We start from the raw sequence: 16,748 nt of genomic DNA, 5'->3' as shown, positions 1-16,748 counted from the left end.
CCTCAAGTGCAGGTTTAGACACAGGAATAAAGTATGAGTAATAGTATGAGCGCCCACGTTGAGTGGCAGCAAGGCATGCAATTTAAAGCTACCTCGGGCAGTGGCCACTCGGTGCTGATGGATGGTGATAAAGCCAATGGCGCAAGCCCCATGGAAATGGTGCTAATGGCCGCGGGTAGCTGTTCATCGGTAGATGTCGTGAGTATCTTGGAGAAAACTAAGCAGCAGGTTGCGCGCTGTGAAGTGGCCATTGAAGGCAAACGCGCCGATTCGGTGCCAGCGGTTTTCACCGATATTCATTTGCACTTTATTGTGCATGGCACTGATGTATCGCCAAGCCATGTTGAGCGTGCGGTGAAGCTTAGCGCTGATAAATATTGTTCAGTAGCGATTATGCTCAGCGCCAGCGTGAATATGACTCATAGCTTTGAGATTGTGGCTGGCTAAGCGCCTCGATTGATATTGAAAACAAAACGTAGCGCTCAGAGGATTAATCCTTGAGCGCTTTTTTTTGCTTCTCGAGTAGGCGTTGAATCAGTGGTGTAAGAATAAGCTCCATGGCTAACCCCATTTTTCCTCCCGGAACTACCAACGTGTTGATACGCGACATAAACGCGCCATCAATCATTTGTAGGTAATATGGAAAATCGGCATCGGTAATGCCACGGAAGCGGATAACCACAAAGCTTTCATCCATTGAAGGGATATCTTTGGCGCTAAACGGGTTTGAGGTATCAACCGTTGGTACGCGCTGAAAATTAATGTGAGTGCGTGAAAACTGCGGCACAATATGGTGAATGTAGTCGTCCATGCTGCGAATAATACTCTGCGCAACCGATTCTCTTGAATGCCCGCGCTCGGATGTATCGCGAATAATTTTTTGAATCCACTCCAAGTTTACAATCGGCACCATACCAATCATTAAATCAACGTGTTTGGCCACATCATAATCTTCGCCAGCCACCGCGCCATGCAGCCCTTCGTAGAAGAGCAAATCAGTGTCTTTCGCCAGCTTTTCCCATGGCGTAAACGTGCCAGGCATTTGATTGTAAGGCACCGCATCATCGAAACTGTGTAAATAGCGCCGATAATCGCCGTTGCCTGATTCGGCATAGGTAGCAAATAGGTTTTCTAGTGCTTGTAAATCGTTGGCTTCAGGGCCGAAGTAGCTAATATGTTTGCCTTGCTCTTGCGCTTTTCGAATCGCTACATCCATTTCTGGGCGGGTATAGCGGTGAAAACTATCGCCTTCAACAAAAGCAGCATTAACACGCAACGAACGAAAGATATGCCGAACAGCTTGGCTTGTAGTAGTTGTGCCAGAACCGGAAGAACCAGTTACGGCGATAATGGGGTGGCGTGCTGACATTAAACTTCCTCTCTTGTTTTATTGCGCGCAAATACAAACTAACCTCATACGCGATACTCAACCCTGAATTCTAATAATGCGGTGGCCGTTCATCACCTGCCGCTTGATCTTGGCTTTCTGGAATTTGTTGTAAGCGTTCGGCTACGAGCACTAAGTGCTTTTGAATACGATGCAGCTCTTGGCTCTGTGCAGTAACTAATTTATTGAGTTCACTAATCGTATCTTCTTGAAACGCCAATTGGCTTTCTAAATCAACAATTCGCTGTTCAAGCACACTGTAATTATTATTTTGCGGCGCTTCAGCCGGAAAATCTGTCATTCTTTCGTTATCCCATGGTCATTGGTGGCTATTTACGTATATGATAGTGCACCTATCGCGTTCGCATACCTTACCGCGTTCAGCGTTGAATCTATATGATAGCGGAGAAATTCATGAAGTTAATGATTAAATTCTTATCGGTTGCAGTAGTTGCCGTAGCACTTGCAGCATGTGGCCAAGCACCGGAAGAAGTAGACCTAAGTGATGAGCAAGATCTGCGTTCATACTCAGTAGGTGCAGCATCGCTGCGTGAAGCACGGCAATTGATTGATAACGTGCTTGAGCAATACCCAAATTTAGATGATGAAGAGAAACAAAGCATCATGGTGGTGGGCTTTATCGATCTCTTACACTTAACGCCTCGTGAAGAGATTGAGCGCTTTGAGTTTGAATTAGAGAACCGTGGTATCACGGAAGAAAACATGCTTACCGGTTTACCTGAAATCATGGAATACACGCCAGCGGAAGATGATGAAGTAAGCGAAATGCTTTACACCTTGGGTGCGTACATGGCGGTGCAAGTGTTAACGGTAAATGATTTACTGTTAGAGCAAGAAAAAGGCTTAACTGGCCCGGCGGTTGTTGCTGGTTTTTCTGATTCAGTTGATGGTGCTAGCCGATTAACCGATGAAGAAATTGATGAGCAATGGGAACTGATTCGCGACATTCTTACTCAGCCGCGCGCTGAAGGCGAAGAGCCGATGGTGCAGAATCAAGCTATTGGTATTCAATTTCAAGAACAAAATGCGGCCCGTGATGGTGTTGTAGTTACCGAATCTGGTTTGCAATATGAAGTATTACGGGAAGGTGATGGCGAACGCCCTACAGCTGAAGATCGTGTTGAAGTGCATTATGAAGGCACCTTAGTTACCGGCGAAGTTTTTGATAGCTCTTATGAGCGCGAAGAATCAATTACGTTCCCACTAAACCGTGTAATCGCTGGTTGGACAGAAGGCTTGCAACTCATGCAAGTTGGCGCTAAATATCGTTTTGTGATTCCAGCTGAGCTTGCGTATGGCGCTTCTGAGCGTGCTGAAGGCTTAATTCAGCCATACTCAACGTTAATTTTTGAAGTGGAATTATTGAGTATCAACCCCGCTGAATAAGTTACATTGAGATGAATGTACACAAAGGCTTCCATTTGGAAGCCTTTGTTTTATGTGCAGTTTCAAAGCTGGTTTGACCTTTCCTTTATTGGCGTTAATACTGGAAGTTGCTTGTTTTTTATGGGCAGGCTCTAAAATAATGACAATAACAAGGATTCCATAATGTCTAATTCAGTTTTTAAAGCACGCACAAGCCTTACTGGGCGCAGTGTGCTGCGTGCTAGCGCGTTAGCTATTGCTTGCTCGTTAGCCTTAACCGGTTGCTTGAGCTCTTCAAGTAGCGATTCGGAAGTGATCGCCAACCCGAATCCACCTGAACCTCCTCCGGCTCCTCCTTATCCGCCAACCCAATCTGACTACGAATTTCCTGCGGTAACTAGTTACGCACCAGGTGAAGTGAATGCAGAGATTCGCCGCACCGATTTCGGCGTGCCATATATTACTTCTGATAGTTTGGAAGGCATTGCTTACGGCACCGCGTTTGCGTTTGCGGAAGATAATATTTGCGTATTAGCCGACCAAATTGTGCGCTTTAACTCGCAACGTTCTGCCTATTTTGGCCCTGATGCTGTGCCTGGTTCTGGCGATAGCGGTAACGTGATAAACGATTTTACTTATAAAGCTTTAGGTATTCGTGATCTTGCCGAAGAAAACATTGGTAATCTGAGTACCCAAAGCCAAGCGTTATTGCAGGGCTACGCAGCAGGTTACAACAAGTATTTGAGTGAAACTGGCGTTGATAATATTGCACCACCGTGTGCTGGTGGCGCTTGGGTTCGCCCAATCTCTGATGTTGATATGCTTACCTATGCGTTAGGTGTTGCTTTGCTACCAGGGGCTGCCAACTTCTTGCAACCACTGTTTATTGCGGCGCCTCCGGGTGAAGATTTCGCCCCAACCCCAATGGGTGCAACGGGCTATGCCTCTAATTTTAGCGCTTCCTCGGTTTCTATGCCGGAAGTGAACCCTTCAGAATTAGGATCGAACGGCTGGGCTTTAGGTAGTGAAATGACGGCGAGCGGCCAAGGTATGTTGTTGGCTAACCCGCATTTCCCACACGTGGGCAACCAACGCTTTTGGCGCTTCGGGATTGAAATTCCGGGTGAGTTGAAAGTGGTAGGTGGTTCGCTTTCGGGTATGCCTGGTGTTGTAAATATTGGTTACAACGAAGATATCGCGTGGACTCATACGTTTTCAACTGCAGAGCGCTTCATTGTTTATCAACTAGAATTGGATACCAGTGATTCAACTGGTTTAACGTATTTGGTTGATGGTGAGAAGCATCAGATTGAGCCAGAAACCTACCAAATTCAGGTAGCTACTGGCCCAGATTCTTCCATTATGTTGGAGAAAACGTTCTACCATAGTTCGTTTGGTCCATTAATGACGATTCCAAATTCGTTTGAGTGGGGAATGGATTTAGTAGGCACTACATCTGCGTTTGCATTACATGATGCCAACTTACCCAACTGGGATATTTTGGACCATTGGTTAGGGCTTAACTTAGCTTCTGATATTGATGAAGTTGAATCGTTATTTGGTAAATACACCGGCCTAATCTTCAACAACGCGATGGTAGTTGATAAAGACGGCGATGCCTTCTTTACTGATGGCTCGTCAGTACCTGATTTACGCCCAGAAGCGCTTGAAACGATTCGTACGAGTTTGCCATTACTCGCGATTCGTGGGCAAGCACCATTTACCTTGGTGCCGGGTAATAGTGAAATATTCCGGCCGTTGGGTAAAGTGCCGCATCAGCGTGCACCGCGCTTACGCCGGAACGATTTCGTACAGAACTCGAACAACAGTTTCTGGTTAACGAACCCTGATTCACCCATTATCACCAATGATAACGTTGATTACCTGTTGTTTGGTCCGGTAAATGATCAACAAACCCTGCGTTCGCGCATGGGTCAGAAGAAACTAATGGAATCGAACTCAATTACTTTGCTTGAGTTGGAAGAAACGTTGCTGAGTAACCGCGCCTACCTTGGTGAAGAGCTGCTACCTGAGCTACTTGCCGCTTGTAGTGCGCAAGGTGCAACGCCGGTTGAAGTAGGCGCGAATAGTGTCAGCGTAGCTGAAGCGTGTGCTGCATTGGCAATGTGGGATGGCCGCATGGATAAAAATAGCGTAGGTGCTGTTGTATTCCGTGAGTTTGCTGAGAAATTTAGCCGCAATCCTACCTGGGCTGTGCCGTACAACTTCCAACAGCCATTAACTACGCCTTCTGGCTTAGGTAGTGATAGCGCCGCAGTACGCTTGTTAGCTGAAGCGGTGCAAACCATTGAGGCTGCAGGCTTTAGCGTTATGGATCCGCTTGGCGAAGTGCAGTTTGTTGAGCGTAGTTTGCCAAATGGTGTAGCGAGCGGTAATCGCTTACCTTGGGGTGGTGCGAATAATGTTGAAGGTGGCTTCAACGTGTTCCGTTCGCAAGGTGCGGAAGATGGCACGTTATTACCACGCCATCGCTATCCAAGCTTGCCAGGCACTCAGCTTTCTGAAGAAGGCTATCATATTACCAGTGGTTCAAGCTGGATGTTCGTGATGGAGTTCACTGAAGATGGTCCTGTGGGCCGCGGATTGTTAACCTATTCGCAATCTTCAGATATTCGTTCACCACACTTTATTGATCAAACTGAGTTGTATTCAGATATGCCACAGTTGGCGCCGATTTGGTTCCACCGTGATGATATTGAAGCGAATACGATTTCTGTTTTGAATATTGGTGAAGAAGAATAATTAGCGTTGGTATTTAAACGTAAAACGGCTTCCAATCGGAAGCCGTTTTTATTTTCATAAAACTATTTTGTAACGTTATTCAATGGCGCCAATTACTTCGTGTTCTTCTAATAGCGCGATAAGCTGATCTTCGAGTTCTAACCGGTTTTGTAGTGCTTCACCGAGGTTGGAAATATCATTAGTGAAATTCGGTAAAGAATCGGTATCAATTGCCTCTGCGTAGGTATCATGGAAACTTAACGCTACTTCGGTGGTATCGCTAATAAGCGGGAAAATCTTTTTGCCAAAAGCCAACGTAGATTGGTTGTGAGCGCTCGCTTCTTCAAGAATATGATCATAAAGCTCGAAATGCCCAGCTGATACGTAATCAACTAAAATCTCACAGAACTCTCGAATATCAATAGCGGCAGGCAATTGCGCACTGTTGGCGTTATACGGAGGGAGGCCTGCTAATTTGCAATAGCGGACCAATAAATCTTGGCGCTCATCTAACCAACGATCTAACGCTTGGTGTAACCCAGCCCATTGTTCTTTTGCTGCTTCATTTCGGCTTAACATGGTAACTCCTTGAATGCGTACAGCGGCCACTGCACGAATGTACACTTTACTGCGAGAATTTAATGAAAATCAAATTTATTCACGAAACTTTACAACGTGGGGATTGGGGTTCTTTACAAAGTTGCGTAATATCCGCGTAAGAGTAGCTAAAACAAAGGTTTTGCTAGCTTTATGCGCCGCCGCGATTACATTTGTGAAAACAGAGGAAAGGTTATGATTCAGCCCGATATTATTCCTGCAGTCGATGAAAACGTTTGGTGGTTTATCGTTTCGGGGAATCAAATTCTCGTAGCTGATGATGAAAATGCGCCGGCAATACCGTTTTTGCCGAGCCATGAAGTTCCCGGTTCAGAGGTAGAATACACCGCAAAAATTGGCGATTACCAAGGTGAGCCTGCATTTATGCTCATGCAAAAAGAGCCTGAATTAAAGTTATCTGGCTTTTCTTGGCAGCCTTTGCGGAATACCTTAGCGCGTTCAGATGCTGATTTATTTGCGCTAGGCGGCCGAGCCTGCCAAATCCAACACTTTCTTACGACGCATCAATATTGTGGTCGGTGCGGTAGTTTAACGGTGCAGGATCGCGATGAGCTTGCGGTGATTTGTCCGGAATGTGAATTCCAATGTTATCCGCGGATTTCGCCTTGCATCATTGTGGGTATTTATCGTGACGATGAAATACTGTTGGCGCGCGGTGTTCGCCATCCTGAAGGGTTGTATTCGGTGCTCGCTGGATTTGTGGAAAGTGGCGAATCACTTGAGCAATGTTTACATCGTGAAGTATATGAAGAGGCTGGAATTCAAGTAACCGATTTACGCTATATCGCTAGCCAAACATGGCCATTTCCGCATTCGTTGATGGCTGGGTTTATCGCCCGTTATGCCGGTGGTGAGCTAAAAATCGATCCCAGTGAATTAATTGCGGGAGATTGGTTTAAAATCGATGATTTGCCAAGAATACCGCCCCCGGGAACCATTGCGGGTAAATTGATTGCAACAGTAATAGCTGAAGTTAAAGCGCGCTCCTGATAGAATTGCCGGATTGAAATTTAAGGAATATGTGAATATGACGCAAGAGCTGAAAAACGATCGTTATTTACGTGCGCTGATGCGCCAACCGGTAGATCGCACGCCTATTTGGATGATGCGCCAAGCGGGCCGTTATTTGCCAGAATACCGTGAAGTGCGCGGCCAAGCCGGTGATTTTATGAGCCTGTGCCGGAATGCTGAATTAGCCTGTGAAGTAACGTTACAGCCATTGCGCCGCTTCCCGCTCGATGCCGCAATTTTATTCTCTGATATTCTTACTATTCCCGATGCCATGGGCCTTGGGCTATATTTCGAACAAGGTGAAGGCCCACGCTTTAAAGATCCGATACGTGATGCTCGTGCGGTTGAAAAATTGCCAGTTCCAGACCCAGAAGATGAGCTGGGTTACGTGATGAAAGCAGTAAGCACCATTCGTAAAGCGCTGAATGGTGATGTGCCGTTAATTGGCTTTTCGGGTAGCCCGTGGACGTTAGCCACTTATATGGTGGAAGGCGGGAGCACGAAGAACTTTTCGATTGTTAAAGCGATGATGTATCGCGAACCAAAAGTTATGCACCAGTTGCTGGATAAGCTGGCGCAATCGGTGACGTCATATTTGAATGCGCAAATTGCCAATGGCGCACAATCTGTCATGATTTTCGATACATGGGGTGGTGTTTTATCGCCACGCGATTATCAAGAATTCTCACTGCGCTACATGGCTCAAATCGTTGATGGTTTGACACGTGAAGCCGATGGCCGCCGAGTTCCGGTAACGTTGTTCACCAAGAATGGTGGGCAATGGTTAGATATTATGGCAGCAACCGGTTGTGATGCGTTGGGCGTAGATTGGACGACTGATTTGGCAACGGCACGTGCGAAAGTAGGTGATAAAGTGGCCTTGCAAGGCAACATGGATCCGAGCGTATTGTATGCGAGCCCAGAACGCATTCGTGACGAAGTGGAAATCATTTTAAACAGTTATGGCAATGGCCCAGGGCATGTGTTCAATTTAGGCCATGGCATTCATCCAGAAGTGAACCCGGAGCACGCAGGTGCCTTCATTAATGCGGTACACGAACTGAGCCCTCGCTTTCACAAGTGATCGTTTTTGCGACCAGTTTCGATATATAAGCGTTGAAGGTGCCCGGTTTCCGGGCGCCTTTGTTATACAATACCCATACGTTGTATTCGCATTATTAAAGAAATGCCGGGAGCACTATGTCTAAGCGATCTTATTTCACCCCACTTTCCTTTGTTGTTGTTATTGTGGCTGCCATTGTTGGCTATTTGTTCTTCTTCGACGATGAATCAGTTGTTGCTGATCGCGATGCTGCGGCTGCGAATGTAGTTGGCACGCAAGCCCGGATAATGGAATTTCGTGATGTTATCGAAGGTTTGGGTACAGCTCAGGCCCGGGAATCGGTAGATGTTATGGCACGTGTTAGCCAGAGTGTTCGCGAAATCTATTTCAGCGATGGGGAAGATGTTGAAGAAGGCCAGTTGCTGGTTACCTTGCAAGATCGTGAAGAACAGGCGCGAGTACAAGAGTTAGAATTTCGTTTGGCTGATGGCCGCCGCCAGCTTGAACGTTTACGTGAGCTAGCACAAGAAAATGCAGCCTCGCGTAGTATGATTGAAGAACAAGAAGTACGCGTGCAACAAACCGAGGCGGAGCTTGAAGTAGCGCGCAGCCGGTTAGCAGAACTCACCATTCACGCGCCATTTTCTGGCCGTCTTGGTACGCGCCAAGTAAGCCCAGGGCAACTAGTGCGTCCGGGTGATGTAATTACCACCCTTGATGATATCTCTCCCATTTATGTCGATTTCGCCGTGCCGGAGCTTTACTTACCAAGCTTAGCGACGGGCCAAACGGTTGCAGCTATTTCCGCAGCTTACCCGGGCCGTGAATTTGCCGGTGAAATTGCAAGTGTTGCTTCGCGTGTGGATCCGGTAACGCGTTCAATTATGGTGCGCGCAGCGGTTGCAAATGAAGATCGTGAATTGCGCCCGGGCATGTTACTACGCATTGAATTAGAGCGCCGAGTAGATCACACCTTAATGATCCCAGAAACAGCAGTTATTCCGATTCGGAACGAGCACTTTGTATATAAAGTTGAAGATGATAGAGCGATTCGGACCTTAGTAACGGTTGCTCGCCGCCTCCCTGGTTGGGTAGAAGTTACCAGCGGAATTAGTGAAGGCGATATGATTATCGTTGAAGGTACTATTCGTGTTCGTGATGGCCTACCGGTATCGCTTACTCAACAATAACGGTTGATTTAACGGAGCAGTAATTCATGTTTTTATCAGATGCCTCAGTAAAACGGCCAGTATTCGCAACCGTTATCAACGTACTGTTAATTATTTTCGGTGTGGTGGCTTTTACATCCTTGCCACTACGCGAATATCCTAACATTGAACCACCGGTAGTTTCGGTAGATACACGCTATCCAGGTGCGAACGCTGAAATTATTGAATCGCAAATTACTCAGGTAATTGAAGAACGTATTAGTGGTATTGAGGGGATTAAATCGATCAACTCGCGCAGCCGCGATGGCCGCTCTTCAATTACTATTGAGTTTGAAGGAAACCGGGATATCGATTCTGCTGCCAACGATGTTCGGGAGCGGGTTCAGCGAGTAATACGCAGTTTGCCAGAACAGGTGCAGCCACCTGAAGTTACCAAGGCTAACGCCGATGAAGATACTGTAGTTTGGTATAACCTGCGTAGCGAAAACATGACAACCCTAGAACTCACCGATTTCGCCAACCGCTACATTGTGGATAGGCTTGCGGTAGTTGATGGAGTTGCGCGGGTAAATATTGGTGGTGAGCGCCGCTATGCTATGAAGCTTTGGCTTGATCGCAACGCTATGGCGGCTCGTGGGATTACCGTTACTGATATTGAAAGCCGCTTGCGTGCGGAAAATGTTGAATTACCTGCGGGTACTATTGAATCGCGCGATCGTGAGTTCTCGGTTCGGGTAGCGCGGAGCTACTTATCGCCACAAGATTTCGCTAATTTAAGTATTATATCTGGCTCGGACGGATACCTAGTGCGTCTTGGTGAAGTTGCCAGAGTATCGCTAGAAGCCGAGGATGATCGTTCTGAGTTCCGTGGCAACGGTATCAACATGGTGGGTATTGGTATTATCCGGCAATCGGATGCTAACACCCTTGATGTGGTCGATAATGTAAACCGCGAAGTAGAGCGTTTACGGCAAACATTGCCGGCGAGCATGATCTTGGTGCCGAGCTATGATTCCTCGATCTTTATCCGTGATTCAATTCAAGAGGTATACAACACCCTATTCATTGCTATGGCGATGGTGGTTATTGTTATCTTCCTCTTCCTGGGTAACATCCGAGTAACCCTGATTCCAGCCATTACTGTGCCGGTAGCGCTGTTATCATCCTATATTGTGCTGTATGCCATGGGCTTTTCGATTAACCTGCTCACGCTTTTGGCGCTAGTGCTTGCCATCGGGCTAGTGGTGGATGATTCCATTGTTGTTTTAGAAAATATTTATCGGCGAGTTGAGGCTGGCGATCCGCCATTGCTCGCTGCATATCGTGGTGCTCGCGAGGTAGGCTTTGCTGTTGTTGCCACTACCTTAGTATTGATTTCGGTGTTTGTACCGTTGATTTTCCTTGAGGGAAATATAGGGCTTCTGTTCACCGAATTTGCCATAGCGCTCGCCGCTGCGGTGGCGTTCTCCAGTATTACAGCGTTAACGTTATCGCCGATGTTGTGCTCAAAAATACTGAAAAAGAAAGAGAAAAACACCGGCTTTAGTAGCTTTATCGACCGCAATTTTAAGAAAGTTGAAGAGCGCTACGAAGGCGCCGTTAAGAAAGTAATTAGCTTCCCCGCAATGGCTTTTGCGTTAGTTATTCTTTCAGGTGCAGGCGCTTATTTACTGCTGGATCGTATTGGCCAAGAGTTTGTGCCGCCAGAAGATCGCGGTAACTTCTTTGTTATGGTTCGAGCGGCAGAAGGTGCGAGTATTGAATCGAATTCACGCAATATGCAGCTGGTAGAAAGTGTATTGTTGCCGTATATCGATGAAGGCAAAGTAGACCGCCTTATTGTGCGTACGCCGGGTTGGGGTAATAGCGCCGGTATCGCTATCGTGGGTACCGTGCCATTTAGCGAGCGCGATTGGAGTTCATTCGATTTAATGAACGAGATTCGGGCCAAGCTGGATGAAATACCTGATGTGGTGGCATTTGCCAATATGCGCAGTGGTATTCGTGGTGGCGGAGGTTCACGGCCGATTGAATTCGTGTTGCAAGGCAACACGTATGAAGATCTCGCCCGTTACCGCGATATCGTGCTGGAGAAAGCGGCGGAAAACCCAGGATTACTTTCACTTGATAGTGATTACGATGAAACCGTGCCACAGCTACTGATTCAAATCGATCAAGAACGCGCAGCTGATTTAGGTGTGTCGGTTGGTGATATTGGCCGTACCCTCGAGAGTATGTTGGGGCAACGTCAGGTTACGCGTTATCAAGATCGTGGTGAAGAATATAATGTTCTATTAGAAGGTGAACGGGAAGATTATCGTTCTCCGCAAGATATCGATAATATTTATGTTCGTTCGCAGCGCACGGGTGAATTAGTGCCGATGTCGAACTTGATCACGGTTACCGAAGGGGCTACGGCGCGGCAGTTGAATCGTTATAACCGTATGCGTGCGGTGACCATTACCGGTAATCTTGAAGATGGTTATTCGCTGGGCGATGCCTTGGCTTATTTGGAAAATATTGTAGCTGAGCATCTACCCGATGATGTAATTATTGATTACAAAGGGCAATCGTTGCTGTACCAAGAAGGTGGCAGCACTATTATGTTCATTTTCGCGTTGGCGTTGGCCATTACGTTCTTGGTATTGGCTGCCCAGTTCGAAAGCTTTGTACACCCGTTTGTAATTATACTTACCGTGCCGTTGGCGGTGTTCGGTGCCTTAGCTGGCTTATGGGCTACCGGACAAACGATAAATATCTACAGCCAAATTGGTATTATCATGCTGATAGGCTTAGCCGCGAAAAACGGTATTTTAATCGTGGAGTTTGCTAACCAACTACGCGATGCCGGTATGCGGTTTGAAGATGCCTTAGCACGTGCTTCGCGCTTGCGCTTACGGCCAATTATCATGACCGCGTTCACTACTTTAATGAGTGCCTTACCACTCGTATTAGCGGTGGGCCCGGGTGCTGAAAGCCGAATGGTAATCGGTATTGTTATTTTCTGTGGTGTGGCGTTCTCGGCCTTCATGACCATCTTCTTAGTGCCTGCCCTTTACATGGGCTTAGCGAAGAACACAGGTTCGCCGAAGCAGCTTGAGAAGAAGATTGAGGCACTTGAAGCGAAGTACCCAGATCGTCGAGCTGAAGATGAAGCATTAGCGGAAGCGAAGAACGTATAACGCTTTAGCGCTAAACGCTAAAAAGCTGCTGTTTCAATTAGAAACAGCAGCTTTTTTTATGCAAAAAAATAAACCGAGGAAATGCTAAATAACGTACGGCGAGCGAGTAGTGTGGCCGGAAATTACGTTGCGGGTATGCTGCGGGTGATTGGTAAAAATGCCATCAACACCGATGTCTTGCATGAACTGAATATCTTCAGGCTCATCAACAGTGTAAACGAACACCTTTAAGCCCCTTTTGTGGGCATCGATAACAAAGGCTTCAGTTACAAAACCGATATCGATATGCACCGACCAGGCCTGTAGTTCTTCAGCAAACCCAGCTAAACCGATTGGACAACCAGCGGTAAGCGCGCCAATACGTAACTCGGGTAAAAGCTGCTTCAGGGAATGTAACCAGTGGTGGTTAAATGATGATACTAATATGGCTTCGTTGGTAAACGCATGCTCTCGTTGAGCGATTTTAATATGCTCGGCGAGTAACCCTAAATCCACTTCGCTTTTCAGTTCAATATTGAGTAAACAGCGGCCCCGAATTAAGGCGATCGTTTCTGCTAACGTAGGAACAGGATGTTGGCTAAAGATACGCAGAGCGGCAACTTGCGCTTTGCTTAAATCGATAAATCGGCCGGGTTGTGCCGCAAGCCTGCGCAGGTAACGATCATGAAAAACGTAAATCTCGTCTTCAACCTGCATGATATCTATTTCAATGGCATCCGCGTGCGTATCGAGTGCACGCTTGAATGCCACTACAGTGTTCTCAGGAGCTTCGGCGCTAGCGCCGCGATGCGCAATAACGAGCATTCGATGTCCTTATTTTGAACGAGGTTACTTCAGTTTTCCAAATACGGTGCCCATGCGGGTAATACTCTCTGGTGCCAAATCGTCCGCAAACTCCACCATGTTTTCAGGGAACACTAAAACCACCGTAGAACCTAATTTAAAGCGGCCCATTTCCTCACCAATATCGAGAGTAATGCTATTGAGCCCTTCGGCTGGGTATTCCCAGGTGTGTACACGTGGGCCGGTTGGTGGGGTAACGGTTCCTGCCCACACGGTTTCAATGCTCGCCACAATAGTAGCGCCTACCAATACCATGGCGAACGGGCCATGTTCGCTATCAAATACCGCTACAACACGTTCGTTGCGGGCGAATAAATTTGGCACATTTTCTGCGGTTAACGGGTTCACAGAGAACAAATCGCCCGGCACATATACCATTTGCCGCAATGTACCTTTTAAAGGCATGTGAATGCGGTGGTAATCACGCGGGGCTAGATAAATGGTAGCGAACGAACCATTCTCAAACTGTTTAGCTATTTCCGCATCACCGCCGAGCAGCGCTTGCATGCTGTAATCGTGGTTCTTTGCTTGAATAATGCTATCACCGCGAATTGGACCAAGCTGGCTTACGGCGCCATCAACTGGGTGCGCAAGTTGCCCTTGTTGGGCTTCAAGCGGGCGCGCATCAGGGCGTAATGGGCGCGTGAAAAACTGATTGAAAGTAGGGTACGCACGCGGATCTGATTCCGCCGCTTCGTTCATATCTACGTTGTAGCGTTTGATAAACCACTGGGTGAACGCACGCGTGAACCAACCTGCTTCCGCAGCTGCGAATTTGCCCATAGCCCGGGAAATTAAATGCTTCGGGGTGATGTACTGTAATGTGATTTTTAGGCGATCAAAATTAGCCACGGGTGTTCCTCAGTTTTGCTCGAGCGATTGAATAATACGATGATAATTCTCTAAACGGCCAGCGTCTAGTTCCCCATCCGCTACAGCCTGTTGTAGTGCACAACCAGGATCGTTGGTGTGGCTGCAATCACGGAATTTACAGCCACCTAAAAACGGCCGGAAATCTTTGAAACAATAGGTAACGCGATCGGCAGCAATATGCCAAAGGCCAAATTCGCGGATACCTGGCGAATCAATTAACGCACCGCCGTTTTCGAGTGGAAACCAGCGGGCAACGGTAGTGGTATGTTGACCCAATCCCGAGTTATTCGAAATCGCACCAATAGCTAAACTAACTTCGGGTAACGCAGCTTGAATCAAGGATGATTTACCCACTCCAGATTGGCCAACAAGTACGGAAATTTTATTTTGAAATGCTGCGCGTAGTTCAGCAATCCCTTCTTCAGTGGCCGCACTGGCATGAAAAACCTGATATCCCATTTGTTCGTAAACGGATAAGCGTTGGGCAATGTGTTCCGCCTCATGTTCCGCAATCAAATCAGTTTTGTTCATTACGATAATGGGCTCAATGCCCGCATCTTCACACGCCACTAAATAGCGATCGATAATTTGATCGGAAAATGCCGGTTGTGGGCTGGAGACAATGAAGATGCGCTCAACGTTTGCCGCTATGGGCTTAATACCATCATATTGATCTGGGCGGCACAATACCGATTCGCGGTCCTCTGAGGCCTCTACAACACCTTGCAAGCCTTGTTCGGTAGCTGCAGCTCGACGCCAAGCCACGCGATCACCGGTTACCAGCGTGCTTACATTGCGGCGAATATTGCAGCGCAAGATTTCGCCTTCCTCGGTAAGGATATCGGCGTGCTGGCCAAAACGGCTTACAACGCGGCCGCTTTCCAGCCGCCCGAGCTGGTCGTCTTGCCAATCAGCATCATTTTCGGTTTGCCGTTTTGCAAGCCGCTGATCGCGGTTCGAACGTACTCGCCGCATTTGCCCTTTGGTTAGTTTTGTACGCTTAGCCAAATCTATTCCTGAGTTGCCGTAATATGTATGCGGTGCATGATAGCAAATACTGGCGTTGAGAGTTACTGGAAGTTAACCATTGTGCTGGGCTCCGTGGTAGCATTAACACAGAATGTTTAAGGAGATTAAAGATGAGTGATAACGCCGGGCGTTTAATCTGGATCGATTTAGAGATGACAGGTCTTAGCCCTGAGAACGATGTGATTATTGAAATCGCTACCATTGTTACTGACGACGAGCTGAATATTATTGCCGAAGGGCCGGTGCTCGCAGTTCACCAAAGTGATGAGCGGATGAATTCAATGGATGAATGGAACACCCGAACCCATGGTGAATCTGGCTTGGTGAAGCGTGTTAAGGAAAGCACTTATCGTGAGGCAGAAGCAGAAGCGGCTACTATCGAGTTCTTACAGCAGCATTTAGCCGCAGGCGTTTCACCGATGTGCGGAAATAGTATTGGCCAAGATCGCCGTTTCTTGGCACGCTATATGCCAACATTGGAAGCATTTTTTCATTATCGCAATCTCGATGTGAGTACGGTTAAAGAATTAGCAAAGCGGTGGAAACCGGAAATTTTACCCGGTTTTAAGAAGCACAATAAGCATGAAGCATTGGCTGATATTATCGAATCGATCGAGGAGCTTCGCTACTATCGCGAACATTTTTTCACCGAACAGACAAAATCTTGAATAAAGGGGGTTGCATTGCCCCCTGAATTAAGTAAAATGCGCTCGCAGTCGAGAGACAGCTACAAAGCGGGAATAGCTCAGTGGTAGAGCACAACCTTGCCAAGGTTGGGGTCGCGAGTTCGAATCTCGTTTCCCGCTCCAAATATAGAAAGGCAGCCTTCGGGCTGCCTTTTGCTTTTCTACGTTCCCATATTGTTTTTTCAATGCCGAAACACTGATTTAACACTAAATGTGAAGAAATCACCGATTTTGATTGAAAAAGATTGACAAAATTATTATTCGCCTCTATATCGTCTGTTGAACACGGCAGTACGCTGCCTTCTTAAGAAAGTTGTCTGAATGGTGGAAATGATATGGCGACTCAAACACGTGATACCTTGCTTCGGAAGCCTTTTAACGACTTCCGTAATTATCCTTATGGATTTGCTCGCTCAGGTGATTTTTCAATTCGTGAAAGCGATGCACTCTTGCATTATGGCTGCTTGATTTCAGCGATGGTGAGTGGAGAGTTTAAAGCGCAAACGGAAGAAGATAAATCACTGCTAGCGGTAGCACTTGGCAAGAAAGAAGCCGAAACTCAAGTAGAGAAAGCTTGGGTTAAATATATGGCGCGGATCAACCGTCCGAAAGTGGGCAGCATGTATGGCCGCTCAAAAGTTGTGGAAGACGACGGTGATTTCGATAGCGCCAGTTCTACCGAAGACGATTTAGTTGTTGAAGATTAATTAAGAATGGCTCCCTAGGGAGCCATTTTACTTTCTACTTCAATGCTTTATC

At 47.0% G+C, this 16,748-nt stretch carries 15 protein-coding genes and 1 tRNA gene; 10 read left to right on the top strand and 6 right to left on the bottom strand.

Going from position 1 to position 16,748, the window contains the following annotated elements; all coding sequences use genetic code 11:
• Positions 1 to 33: 33 nt before the first annotated feature.
• Positions 34 to 447 carry an OsmC family protein gene (locus CWE13_RS07625; RefSeq protein ID WP_241973657.1) on the top strand — a complete coding sequence of 138 codons (414 nt, stop codon included), beginning with the start codon at positions 34 to 36 and terminating at the stop codon, positions 445 to 447.
• 43 nt (positions 448 to 490) lie between these two features.
• On the opposite strand, the gene CWE13_RS07620 is transcribed toward CWE13_RS07625, so the two are convergent.
• On the bottom strand, positions 491 to 1,369 hold the full coding sequence (locus tag CWE13_RS07620; RefSeq protein ID WP_126807431.1) for a phosphoribulokinase: 879 nt from the start codon (positions 1,367 to 1,369) through the stop codon (positions 491 to 493).
• 70 nt (positions 1,370 to 1,439) lie between these two features.
• Positions 1,440 to 1,688: a SlyX family protein gene (locus tag CWE13_RS07615; protein ID WP_126807429.1), complete on the bottom strand. Its 249-nt coding sequence runs from the start codon at positions 1,686 to 1,688 to the stop codon at positions 1,440 to 1,442.
• Positions 1,689 to 1,801: 113 nt separating this feature from the next.
• Between CWE13_RS07615 and CWE13_RS07610 the strand changes: the two genes are divergently transcribed.
• A complete protein-coding gene (locus CWE13_RS07610; RefSeq protein WP_241973656.1) occupies positions 1,802 to 2,794 on the top strand; it encodes a BamJ family beta-barrel-assembly machinery protein in 993 nt (330 codons plus the stop codon).
• Positions 2,795 to 2,956: 162 nt separating this feature from the next.
• Positions 2,957 to 5,536, top strand: a complete 2,580-nt coding sequence (locus tag CWE13_RS07605; RefSeq protein ID WP_126807427.1) for a penicillin acylase family protein — start codon at positions 2,957 to 2,959, stop codon at positions 5,534 to 5,536.
• 75 nt (positions 5,537 to 5,611) lie between these two features.
• Here the strand turns inward: CWE13_RS07605 and rsd are convergent, their stop codons facing one another.
• The gene (gene rsd / locus CWE13_RS07600) at positions 5,612 to 6,094 is read right to left on the bottom strand and encodes a sigma D regulator (RefSeq protein WP_126807425.1); all 483 of its coding nucleotides are present in this window, start codon (positions 6,092 to 6,094) and stop codon (positions 5,612 to 5,614) included.
• A gap of 213 nt (positions 6,095 to 6,307) precedes the next feature.
• On the opposite strand from rsd, the gene nudC reads away from it, so the two are divergent.
• The 4 genes from nudC to CWE13_RS07580 all read left to right on the top strand — a co-directional run bounded on the left by nudC (position 6,308) and on the right by CWE13_RS07580 (position 12,558).
• Entirely contained in the window at positions 6,308 to 7,123 is an 816-nt protein-coding gene (gene nudC / locus CWE13_RS07595) for an NAD(+) diphosphatase (protein ID WP_126807423.1), read from the top strand.
• A gap of 37 nt (positions 7,124 to 7,160) precedes the next feature.
• A complete protein-coding gene (gene hemE, locus CWE13_RS07590; protein WP_126807421.1) occupies positions 7,161 to 8,228 on the top strand; it encodes a uroporphyrinogen decarboxylase in 1,068 nt (355 codons plus the stop codon).
• Positions 8,229 to 8,344: 116 nt separating this feature from the next.
• Positions 8,345 to 9,397, top strand: coding sequence for an efflux RND transporter periplasmic adaptor subunit (locus CWE13_RS07585; protein ID WP_126807419.1), 1,053 nt, complete (start codon positions 8,345 to 8,347; stop codon positions 9,395 to 9,397).
• A 26-nt stretch (positions 9,398 to 9,423) separates the two neighbouring features.
• Complete coding sequence (locus CWE13_RS07580; protein WP_126807417.1) at positions 9,424 to 12,558, top strand: efflux RND transporter permease subunit; 3,135 nt, start codon at positions 9,424 to 9,426, stop codon at positions 12,556 to 12,558.
• An 84-nt stretch (positions 12,559 to 12,642) separates the two neighbouring features.
• On the opposite strand, the gene CWE13_RS07575 is transcribed toward CWE13_RS07580, so the two are convergent.
• The 3 genes from CWE13_RS07575 to rsgA form a co-directional block, all read right to left on the bottom strand.
• Positions 12,643 to 13,362 (bottom strand): glycerophosphodiester phosphodiesterase, encoded by a 720-nt coding sequence (locus tag CWE13_RS07575; RefSeq protein ID WP_126807415.1) that lies wholly within the window; start codon positions 13,360 to 13,362, stop codon positions 12,643 to 12,645.
• A gap of 24 nt (positions 13,363 to 13,386) precedes the next feature.
• Positions 13,387 to 14,184: an archaetidylserine decarboxylase gene (gene asd, locus CWE13_RS07570; RefSeq protein ID WP_126807970.1), complete on the bottom strand. Its 798-nt coding sequence runs from the start codon at positions 14,182 to 14,184 to the stop codon at positions 13,387 to 13,389.
• 78 nt (positions 14,185 to 14,262) lie between these two features.
• Positions 14,263 to 15,282 carry a small ribosomal subunit biogenesis GTPase RsgA gene (gene rsgA / locus CWE13_RS07565; protein ID WP_126807413.1) on the bottom strand — a complete coding sequence of 340 codons (1,020 nt, stop codon included), beginning with the start codon at positions 15,280 to 15,282 and terminating at the stop codon, positions 14,263 to 14,265.
• A gap of 131 nt (positions 15,283 to 15,413) precedes the next feature.
• Between rsgA and orn the strand changes: the two genes are divergently transcribed.
• From orn to CWE13_RS07550, 3 genes are all read left to right on the top strand, one after another.
• On the top strand, positions 15,414 to 15,971 hold the full coding sequence (orn, locus tag CWE13_RS07560) for an oligoribonuclease (protein WP_126807411.1): 558 nt from the start codon (positions 15,414 to 15,416) through the stop codon (positions 15,969 to 15,971).
• A gap of 66 nt (positions 15,972 to 16,037) precedes the next feature.
• Positions 16,038 to 16,112 (top strand) — tRNA-Gly (locus CWE13_RS07555).
• A 212-nt stretch (positions 16,113 to 16,324) separates the two neighbouring features.
• The gene (locus CWE13_RS07550) at positions 16,325 to 16,696 is read left to right on the top strand and encodes a MaoP family protein (protein ID WP_126807409.1); all 372 of its coding nucleotides are present in this window, start codon (positions 16,325 to 16,327) and stop codon (positions 16,694 to 16,696) included.
• Positions 16,697 to 16,748 lie beyond the last annotated feature (52 nt).

This window comes from Aliidiomarina shirensis, assembly GCF_003987345.1.
Lineage (GTDB): Bacteria > Pseudomonadota > Gammaproteobacteria > Enterobacterales > Alteromonadaceae > Aliidiomarina > Aliidiomarina shirensis.
The sequence above is the reverse complement of the archived record's forward strand: the minus strand, read 5'-3'. Positions and strand labels throughout refer to the sequence as shown.

Excerpts from the sequence above, each read along its gene's own strand:
- CWE13_RS07620 (WP_126807431.1), bottom strand. The coding sequence starts at position 1,369 with ATGTCAGCACGCCACCCCATTATCGCCGTAACTGGTTCTTCCGGTTCT.
- hemE (WP_126807421.1), top strand. The coding sequence starts at position 7,161 with ATGACGCAAGAGCTGAAAAACGATCGTTATTTACGTGCGCTGATGCGC.
- orn (WP_126807411.1), top strand. The coding sequence starts at position 15,414 with ATGAGTGATAACGCCGGGCGTTTAATCTGGATCGATTTAGAGATGACA.
- CWE13_RS07550 (WP_126807409.1), top strand. The coding sequence starts at position 16,325 with ATGGCGACTCAAACACGTGATACCTTGCTTCGGAAGCCTTTTAACGAC.
- nudC (WP_126807423.1), top strand. The coding sequence starts at position 6,308 with ATGATTCAGCCCGATATTATTCCTGCAGTCGATGAAAACGTTTGGTGG.
- CWE13_RS07580 (WP_126807417.1), top strand. The coding sequence starts at position 9,424 with ATGTTTTTATCAGATGCCTCAGTAAAACGGCCAGTATTCGCAACCGTT.
- CWE13_RS07585 (WP_126807419.1), top strand. The coding sequence starts at position 8,345 with ATGTCTAAGCGATCTTATTTCACCCCACTTTCCTTTGTTGTTGTTATT.
- CWE13_RS07615 (WP_126807429.1), bottom strand. The coding sequence starts at position 1,688 with ATGACAGATTTTCCGGCTGAAGCGCCGCAAAATAATAATTACAGTGTG.
- asd (WP_126807970.1), bottom strand. The coding sequence starts at position 14,184 with ATGGGCAAATTCGCAGCTGCGGAAGCAGGTTGGTTCACGCGTGCGTTC.
- CWE13_RS07575 (WP_126807415.1), bottom strand. The coding sequence starts at position 13,362 with ATGCTCGTTATTGCGCATCGCGGCGCTAGCGCCGAAGCTCCTGAGAAC.
- CWE13_RS07605 (WP_126807427.1), top strand. The coding sequence starts at position 2,957 with ATGTCTAATTCAGTTTTTAAAGCACGCACAAGCCTTACTGGGCGCAGT.
- CWE13_RS07625 (WP_241973657.1), top strand. The coding sequence starts at position 34 with ATGAGTAATAGTATGAGCGCCCACGTTGAGTGGCAGCAAGGCATGCAA.
- CWE13_RS07610 (WP_241973656.1), top strand. The coding sequence starts at position 1,802 with ATGAAGTTAATGATTAAATTCTTATCGGTTGCAGTAGTTGCCGTAGCA.
- rsd (WP_126807425.1), bottom strand. The coding sequence starts at position 6,094 with ATGTTAAGCCGAAATGAAGCAGCAAAAGAACAATGGGCTGGGTTACAC.